Genomic DNA, 9,130 nt, shown 5'->3' with positions numbered 1-9,130 from the left:
AAGATGTAATGCAAAGTGTTACAAATTGTAAAGATGATTTTGATTTAGTACAATCTAATTTAAAACAAATTGCACAATTGTTAGCTGATACAGAAGATTATTTATTAATGAATAAATATTCAAATGTTAAAGAAGGACTTATTGATCTTGAAAGTATGTTAGTACTTGGTGAAAGACAAGTAAGTGAAATGGATGCTTTTTTAGATACTATTTTAGAGAAAGAAACTGCGCAACGTACAGAAGTAACAGGTTTTAAAGATCAATTTAGAGAATTAAAAGCATATGCAATGGAGAATAGTGCTTCATTGTCATTCAGTTGGAATAAGATTGAAGAAGATATAGCAAAAACTGAGAAGATGTTCTCGAATTTTGAAGAATGGATGTATGCTTCAGAATTTGAAAAGGCTAGTGCTAAATTAGAAGAAATTAAAATTTCGATTGCTTCACTTGAAGCATTGATAAAAGATTTACCTGATTTATTACAAGAGGCAAGAGGGGTACTTCCAAACTTAATTGACGAAGTTGCACGTAATAATGCATTACTTCAAAAGAAGGGTGTTAGTCTTGCTCATTTAGAAGTTGAAAAGAATTTAATTTTAATTACTGATGCACTCAAGAATGATTTAGACAGTTTACAAAATGGTGAATGCCTTGGGGTTAGTGATCATTTGTTAAACTATAAAACTAGATTATTGCAACTAAATGATCAAATTGGTAAAGAAGGAGTTGCTTATGATGATTTACAACAAGCAATCTCTGAAATAGAAGATACCACTACTGAAACTGCAGATGCTATTCGTTTCATCAATGAAACGTTTGTTAAATTGGGGGATCGTTTTGGTTGGGGCGATTTAAAAGAAAAAATCGCAGAGCAAGAAACAAAATTTACTGAACTAGTTGAAAAGAAAAATATTGTTGTAGAAAGTGTCAAACAATCAGATTCATCATCGGTAGAAAATCTTTATAAATTAAAAGAATTATTACAAGATATTGCATCATGCAATGATGAAGTAAGTAAGTTAAAAGACATGATGGATAATGCTCATAGTGATGAAGAAAGAGCTAAAAAACAATTGTTGAAACTACAACTTATTATGAATGAAATGCAAGTTAAGATTCGTAAAAATCGTTTACCAGCAATTTCAAATACATACAATGAAGATTTGGCTAAAGCATTTGATTATATTTCTAGTATTGAAAAACTAATAGATGAAACACCTTTGAATGTGCAATTACTAAATGCAACACTTAAAGATGCGATTGATTTTGTATATAAACTTTATAACAATGTAAACAATGTTGTTGGAATGGCTGTTATGGTTGAAAATACAATTGTATTTGGTAATAAATATCGTTCAACTTATAGTGATATTGATTCTGAATTAACTCGAGCAGAATTATGCTTTAGAAATGGTGAGTACACTCAAGCACTTACAATAGCGATTGCCACTATTGAAAAAATTCATCCAGGTACATATGAAACCCTAATCAAGGAGAATGCAAAGAGTGCAGCCTAAGATTTTCTTTGACAATGCTAGTACGACAGCATTACATCCAGAGGTATTTAAGGCTTATTGTGATTTATTATCAACTAAGTTTTATAATAGTGATGCTTTGTATGATGCATCTGTTGAAATACAACAAATGATAGAAAAAAGTCGTCTGGTAATTGCAGACACTTTTTGTGTTTTGGCTCATGAAATAATATTTACCAGTGGCGCAAGTGAATCCAATAATATGGCAATAAAAGGAATAGCATTTTCAAATCAAGAAAAGAAGCACATAATAACATCATGTGTTGAACATTCAAGTGTCTATAAAACATGTAAGCAGTTGGAAGAATTATTTGGATATGAAGTAACTTATTTACCTGTAGATAAAAATGGTGTCGTAAATATTCAAGACTTAAAAAAAGCTATTAGAAATGACACTATTCTAGTTTCAATCATGTATGTGAACAATGAGGTTGGATCAATTCAGCCTATTAACGAGATAAAAGAGCTTGTTAAAAAAGAGTCTCAAGCTTACTTACATGTAGATGCTGTACAAGCTTTGGGCAAAATTGATATAGATGTAAAAGATATTGACTGTATGAGCTTTTCTGCCCACAAGATTGAAGGATTAAAGGGTAGTGGTATTCTTATTAAGAAACAACATGTTCCACTTGCACCGCTTATTTGTGGTGGTCAACAAGAGTTTGGATTACGAGGTGGGACTAGTAATTCTTTAGTGCATATTCTATTTGCAAAGACATTGCGATTAGCACTTGAAAATAAGAATAAACACCATGAACAAATAAAAATGATGCGAGATTATTTGTTAGAGGGATTAAAAGAAATTGATGGAATCTATATTAACAGTCCTAGTAATGGAGTGACTAATATAATTAACTTTTCTTATCCTAAAGTTCCAAGTGAAGTTATGATGAATGCATTGAATGCACATGGGATATGTGTTTCTGCGCAAAGTACATGTGCAAGTAAACAAGGACAGCCATCAAGAGTACTTAAAGCAATGGGTTATGATGATGCAAGGGCAAATAGTTGCATAAGAGTGAGTTTGTCTTATCATAATAAAATAGAAGAAATAGATGAATTTTTAGAAATATTGAAAGAGAGTTGTGAACGTTATGGTACTTTATGATACAATCCTAATTCGCTATGGTGAATTATCAACAAAAGGGAAAAATAAAAAAGATTTTATTAATCGTTTATCTAGGAATATTCAACGCGTAGTTGAGGATTATCCAGATTTAAAATTTCAAAATACTTATGATCGTATTTATATTAAACTTAATGGTGTTGATCCATTTCCTTTAACTGAAAGAATTAGTAAAGTTTTTGGTATTAGTTCATTTTCATTAACACAAAAAGTTGAAACGAATATTGAAGCAATTCAAAATGCTTGTCTTGAAATTGCTAATGATAATCCAGCGGGTACTTTTAAAGTAGTTGCACACCGTAGTGATAAAACATTTGAAATGAACAGTGATGCAATTAATAGAGCGGTCGCAACCGTTATACTAAAAAACACTGAGCACAAAGTTAACGTTAAAACACCAGATTTTAAGCTACATGTAGAGGTACGTGCTGATTATACATATATAACTAGTAAGATATACCCTGCTGCTGGAGGTTATCCTGTTGGTGTTAGTGGAAAAGCAATGTTATTGTTATCTGGCGGGATTGATTCACCAGTTGCTGCTTATTATGTTATGAAAAGAGGAGTAGAGGTAGAGGCAATTCATTTCTCATCCCCTCCATATACATCAAATAGTGCAAAAGAAAAAGTTTTAGAACTTGCTCGAATTGTATCAGGATATCAAGGACGAATTAAAGTGCATGTCGTTCCATTTACAGAATTACAATTAGCTATCTACAAAAACTGCAATGAGTCTTATGCGATTACAATTATGCGTCGTATGATGGTAAGAATTGCTGAAAGAATAGCACTAAGAAATAAGTGTTTAGCTCTTGCAACTGGTGAAAGTTTAGGACAAGTTGCATCACAAACATTAGAAAGCATGGGCTGTATTAATGATGTAGTTAAACTACCAATACTTAGACCAGTTGTAACATTTGATAAATTAGAAATTATTGCAAAATCTAAAGAAATCGGTACATATGAAACTTCGATATTACCATTCGAAGATTGTTGTACTATATTTACTCCAAAGAATCCAGTAACAAAACCATCTATAAAACGTGCAGAAGAATATGAAGCGCTGTTCGACTTTGAAAGTTTGATAGAAGAGTGTATACTAAATACAGAGTGCATTGTTGTTAAACCTATCAAAGAAAAGGAGAGTTATTTATAAGATGGCAAAAACCGTGAATCTTCCTGAGTTTGTTGAGTTAAAACAAGTAATTGAAAAACGTGATGAATTAAGATTTGGCATTGCTGCAAGTGAGTTGTTTGAAGTAGTTCAAAATTCCAATCTTAAACCAGAAAAAAAATTAATAATCTATGATTTAATATCAAAATTAAGCAATTGTCATGAACAAGAAAGGCCTAAGTATTTAAAAAAAATTGGAAAGTGCATTAAGTAGAATAGGGAAACCTATTCTTTTTATGTCATCGGATAGAGTATAAAAAAAGATGAGCTTCATCTTTTTTTTAAATCATTCACTAATGGGTGTAGGTGTTGATTCTTCTAATCGCTTTAAACGATATACAACGATTTCGGCATCTGATAAAAATCTAACATCTTCATCCGTTGTACCAACACCGTTTGTAACATCCAAGGTAAATGAATCATTGATTTTGTATTTACCTTTATTATATAATTCTGCATTTTGAGCTCTAAATATTCCACCAATTATTGGAAAATATGCTTGTCCGCCATGGCTGTGACCAGCAATTAATAAATCGACTAAATCAGGAGTTAATGAATCAGCGATATCTGGCGTATGACAAACAACAATATTAAATATGTTTGGTGAAACTGTGGAAAATGCTGATTCGATGTTAGGATTGCCAAAAGTTAAACTATCTAGTCCGACTAACGAAATTGCTTCAGAACCTTTGTTACGGATTAGTAATGATCGATTAGTTATAATTTCAAAGTCAGCATTATTTAATATTGATGTAACAACTTCTGCACTTGTTGATGATTCTAAATCGTGATCACCAAGAACTGCAAATTTACCTAGAGGAGCTTCAATTGATTTTAATTGTTCACTAATTTTTGCAACGACTTCATCACTTGGAATATTGCTTGATGGACGATCAAACAAGTCACCAACAAAGACTACAATATCTGCGCCTGTATCATTAATCAATTGAATTACTTTGTCAAATCTTTCTGCATTCATAAAATTATTGTAATGAACATCCGAGAAAAACAAGATATTAACATCATTTAATTGCTCAGAAATTTTTGTAGATGTAATGGTTTCGTAGCGAACTTTAAAACGTTTTGGAGCAGTATAAAAAGAGTCATAGTAAAGACCGCCTATTAGAAAAACTAATGTAATTAATATAAGACATATTTTTTGCCAAACTTTCATTTAATAACCTCAACTAAATAACAACCCTTTTAAAAAGGCTGTCTCTATTATATACTATTTGTGGATATGAGAGGGTAGTAATATGGATAAAAAATGTTATTTTATTGATTTAGATGGAACAATGTATTGGGGAACAAAAGTAATTGATGGAGCAATCGACTGGATTAATTATTTATTAAAGAACAATATTGATTTTTATTTTTTAACAAATAATGCATCAAGAACACAGGAACAAGCCTGTAATCATATGTTGAAAATGGGTTTTGAGGGAATTAAACCTCATCATTTTTATACCTCAGCAATGGCGGCAGCGGAAAAAATTGCACGTGAATATCCGTTAAAGAAAGATGCATATTATATTGGTGAAGAAGGATTGAAGCAAGCTTTGATTGATAATGGATTTACTATTAATCCGGATAAAGCAGATTTCTTATTTATTGGTTTAGATCGTCAAGCTACCTATCAAGATTATTCATTTGCAGTTAGACTTGTAAAAGATGGTTGTAAAATAGTTGGTACAAATAATGATCGACTTCTTTTATCTGAAAAGGGTGTTAATATTGGAAATGGTAGTGTTGTAGCGATGTTTGAATATGCTACTAGTTCTGAGTCTATTAAAATAGGAAAGCCTCATAATGCAATCCTAGAAGGTGCGTTACGATATGCAAAGGTAAGCAAAGAGAATGCTGTAATTGTTGGTGATAATTTAGAAACTGATATTTTATGTGGTAATAATGCTGGAATTGAGACAGTATTTGTAACAACAGGTGTCCATGATATGCAAGATTGCTATCGCTTAGATATTAAACCAACATATATTATTGCAAATTTAAGAGGTTTAGAATAATAATCACATAATTTTCCATATTTTTAACAAATTACAACGATAGAAATTGTATATACTATATTCAAGCAAGAGATAATATCTTGCGGTACAAATTCAATAATCCCCTTAATGAATTCTGTACACATTCTATCCCCTTATATATAAAAGAAAATGAGCGATGTGCTCATTTTCTTTTTGTTACAATATACAAAATAGGCGCATCTTGATAATCATTTTGATATGTTTTAATCGTTAAATCGAGATGTTGATCTAACCATTTCTTTATAGTTTCATGTTCTTCTTTACCACCAGGGTGTCCGATGTAGCAAGATAAACTCATTATTCCGTTTTCTTTTAATAATGTGTAAGCAGCGTCAATAGCTTTTAGTGATGATTCAGGTTTAGTAATAATGTTTGGGTCACTATGAGGAAGATAACCAAAGTTAAATACTGCTAAATCAATTGGAGTATTAAGCTCAGATATAAATTCATGACTTTTATTATACATAACTAAATTAGTAAAATCTTTACATCGCTTTTGTGTATTTTCAATAGCTTCTTTTTGTACATCATACGCAATTACTTTTCTACAATTCGTACATAAGAAATAGGTATCATTACCATTGCCTGCAGTACCATCTATGGCAATCATATCATTTGTACAGTATTGTTTAAGAATTCTATGACATGTTGTGTTAATATTTTCCATCTGTATTCATTCCTTGAATTACGTTTTCTCGTGCCATTTTTTTATCAATTTCATTTAATACAACTGTTTTATTTAAAGTCCAAAAAGGTGCAATAAGTTCTTCTTTTATGGCATCACCTGTAAGACGTTGAATTATAATTTTTGAATTTAATACTTTTAATTGTTCAACTACAATATCGATATATTCTTCTAATGTTAAGATGGGAAAAGGGTTTACAAGGTATGATCTAGCAAGTGCAGTGTTTTTAGTGATGTGCAACATATGTATTTTTACCGCATCAACATTAAGGTTATTACATACTTTTGCAGTTTCTATCATCATTTGTTTTGTTTCATTTGGTAGTCCGTTAATAATATGAACGCATATTTTACAATTTGTTTGTTTAATTCTTTTTATACAATCTTCAAATTCAGCATAGCTATGTCCTCGATTTATAGAGTTTGCAGTAATATCATATTTGCTTTGAAGACCAATTTCCAACCAAATTTCTTTCTTTTTAGAACATTCATTCAAGTAATTTAATTTTTCTTGTTCAAGGCAATCAGCTCGTGTACCGATCGCAACTGCAACTACTTCATCTAAACTTAAGAATGGTTCAATACATTCTTTAATTCGATCTAATGTGCCATAGGTATTGGTATATGATTGAAAGTAGGGAATAGTAAGACTGTTTGGCCATTTTTTTTCCATTACTACTTTTCCCATGTTGTATTGATTTAATAAATCTACACTAGATGGTTGAGTGTAATTGCCACTGCCTAATTCATTACAAAAAGTGCAACCTCCAATACCTTTAGTACCGTCACGATTTGGACAGGTAAAACCAGCATTAAGAGTCACTTTATATACTTTGGAATTAAAACGATGTCTTAAATAGTAATTCCAAGTGTAGTATCTTTTGTTGTCATCGGAATAGATAAATGAATTCATAAGATCTCCTACTTTAGTTAGATAAATTAAGTTGTTATTTAACGTAACAGATAAAAAAGAATAGAGGGAGTCTATTCTTCAATTGCTTGTATAGCAATACAATAAGGTCCACCTTGTGTAATAAATGCACAAGATAATGCAAAGATTTCAACAACACTAGAAGGAAAATTAGTTTCTAGTAGTTCTTTGATTTTTAATGCTTGTTTTTCTGCGAATGCGTGTGATACAGAGAAGCGTGGATTTTTGAATGTACTAGCTTCTAATGATGCGATAATCTTTTTAACAGCAATATCAAATGATCGAGCTGTAGCAAATTTATCTAAGCGTCTACCATCAGGAGTTTGTTGCACTACTGGTTGTAATTTTAATAATCCACCAATTGTTGCTGTTAATGGTGTACAACGTCCGCCACGTTTTAAATAATCAAAATCTTGTGGCATCAAGAACGATGCTGATGAATCAATCTTAGGTTGAATAATATCTAGAATTTCTGAACAAGATTTATTTTCTTTAATTAAATTTAAAATTAAATCTACTAAATAATGATGAGGTCCACACAGTGTTTTTGAATTAACTACATGAATATTTTCAGCATGATCTAATTCTTGAACAGCTGCACAAGCAGTTTGATATGTTCCAGATAAACCATCAGCCATACATAATAAGATAATTTCATCATTTTTATGTTCATCAACGGAATTTAAAATCTCACCAATAGTGGGTTGAGAAGAGGTAGGGAAATCCCCTTGTTGAATTAATCTTAAAAATTCAGGTGATTCAATTTCTACAAATTCGTGATAAGATTTACCACCAATAGTTACAATTAGTGGGTTAACTGTAAAGCCAAGCTTAGTAGCTTCAGTAGGAGTATAAAGACAAGATGAGTCAGTTATTAAATGGATCATGGTTTAACCTTTCTATGCGATAAATAACGCTATTGCTACAAAATGAGCAAATGTTCCTAATAAAATGAAAATATGGAATAATTCATGAAAACCCCAAAGTTCATTGAGTATAGGTTTTTTAATTATATAAATAATAGCACCTATTGTATAAAGAAGTCCACCTAAAGCAATAAGAATTAAGCAATTTATTGGCATTAATGAAAACCCTTTCCAATAGAAAACAACAGCCCAACCCATAATCAAATAAAGTAGGGTATAAAGTATACGAGGAGCATTTAACCAAATGATTTTAGTGATAATTCCAAACAAGGCTATTCCCCATATAGCAAGGGTAAATATAAGACCTTCAGGCTGATTTAAGTAAAACATAGCAATGGGAGTGTATGACCCTGCAATAAGTACATAAATCATTGAATGATCTAATTTTCTAAATAGTGTTTTGTGTTTGGAATCATTTTGAATGTAGTGGTAATAGGCAGAAGCACTATATAATGCGATAACAGATATCCCAAATATAAGTAATATAATATGATTCGTTAGGTCATTTTGATTAAAATATGATATAATTTGCAAAGTTATTAAATAAAATACTCCTAGGACAGCTCCAATAAAATGTGTGAAACTGCTCATTGGATCTTGGGCTTTTCTAAAAAAATTCATCATAGTATAAACCTCCGTATCTAGTTATGATAACTAGATGTTATTATTTTACCATTTTTTATTAATAATTCAAGTAGGGCAATCATTTTT

10 protein-coding genes are annotated in these 9,130 nt (G+C 30.9%); 5 read left to right on the top strand and 5 right to left on the bottom strand.

What is annotated here, in order from left to right; translation table 11 throughout:
* The 4 genes from RR430_RS08255 to RR430_RS08240 form a co-directional block, all read left to right on the top strand.
* Positions 1-1,517, top strand: a 1,517-nt coding sequence (locus RR430_RS08255) for a septation ring formation regulator EzrA (protein ID WP_332508916.1), incomplete at its 5' end; no start/stop codon positions are given.
* Entirely contained in the window at positions 1,498-2,643 is a 1,146-nt protein-coding gene (locus tag RR430_RS08250) for a cysteine desulfurase family protein (protein ID WP_332486728.1), read from the top strand. The genes RR430_RS08255 and RR430_RS08250, both read left to right, overlap by 20 nt.
* The gene (thiI, locus tag RR430_RS08245) at positions 2,630-3,817 is read left to right on the top strand and encodes a tRNA uracil 4-sulfurtransferase ThiI (protein ID WP_332486730.1); all 1,188 of its coding nucleotides are present in this window, start codon (positions 2,630-2,632) and stop codon (positions 3,815-3,817) included. Before RR430_RS08250 ends, thiI begins: the two co-directional genes overlap by 14 nt.
* 1 nt (position 3,818) lies before the next feature.
* Positions 3,819-4,049 (top strand): hypothetical protein, encoded by a 231-nt coding sequence (locus tag RR430_RS08240; protein WP_332486731.1) that lies wholly within the window; start codon positions 3,819-3,821, stop codon positions 4,047-4,049.
* A gap of 72 nt (positions 4,050-4,121) precedes the next feature.
* On the opposite strand, the gene RR430_RS08235 is transcribed toward RR430_RS08240, so the two are convergent.
* Complete coding sequence (locus tag RR430_RS08235) at positions 4,122-5,009, bottom strand: metallophosphoesterase (protein ID WP_332486732.1); 888 nt, start codon at positions 5,007-5,009, stop codon at positions 4,122-4,124.
* An 82-nt stretch (positions 5,010-5,091) separates the two neighbouring features.
* Here RR430_RS08235 and RR430_RS08230 point away from each other — a divergent pair, with 82 nt between their 5' ends.
* Positions 5,092-5,856 (top strand): HAD-IIA family hydrolase, encoded by a 765-nt coding sequence (locus tag RR430_RS08230; protein WP_332486734.1) that lies wholly within the window; start codon positions 5,092-5,094, stop codon positions 5,854-5,856.
* Positions 5,857-6,019: 163 nt separating this feature from the next.
* Here RR430_RS08230 and RR430_RS08225 read toward each other — a convergent pair whose 3' ends face one another.
* The 4 genes from RR430_RS08225 to trhA all read right to left on the bottom strand — a co-directional run bounded on the left by RR430_RS08225 (position 6,020) and on the right by trhA (position 9,043).
* Positions 6,020-6,544, bottom strand: coding sequence for a tRNA (mnm(5)s(2)U34)-methyltransferase (locus RR430_RS08225; protein WP_332486736.1), 525 nt, complete (start codon positions 6,542-6,544; stop codon positions 6,020-6,022).
* Positions 6,531-7,475 (bottom strand): TIGR01212 family radical SAM protein, encoded by a 945-nt coding sequence (locus tag RR430_RS08220; protein WP_332486738.1) that lies wholly within the window; start codon positions 7,473-7,475, stop codon positions 6,531-6,533. Before RR430_RS08220 ends, RR430_RS08225 begins: the two co-directional genes overlap by 14 nt.
* Positions 7,476-7,546: 71 nt before the next feature.
* Positions 7,547-8,380 (bottom strand): DegV family protein, encoded by an 834-nt coding sequence (locus RR430_RS08215; RefSeq protein ID WP_332486739.1) that lies wholly within the window; start codon positions 8,378-8,380, stop codon positions 7,547-7,549.
* Positions 8,381-8,392: 12 nt separating this feature from the next.
* Positions 8,393-9,043 (bottom strand): PAQR family membrane homeostasis protein TrhA, encoded by a 651-nt coding sequence (trhA, locus tag RR430_RS08210; protein ID WP_332486741.1) that lies wholly within the window; start codon positions 9,041-9,043, stop codon positions 8,393-8,395.
* Positions 9,044-9,130: the final 87 nt, after the last annotated feature.

It is taken from the genome of Anaerorhabdus sp. (assembly GCF_036641015.1).
GTDB lineage: Bacteria > Bacillota_I > Bacilli_A > Erysipelotrichales > Erysipelotrichaceae > Anaerorhabdus.
The sequence above is the reverse complement of the archived record's forward strand: the minus strand, read 5'-3'. Positions and strand labels throughout refer to the sequence as shown.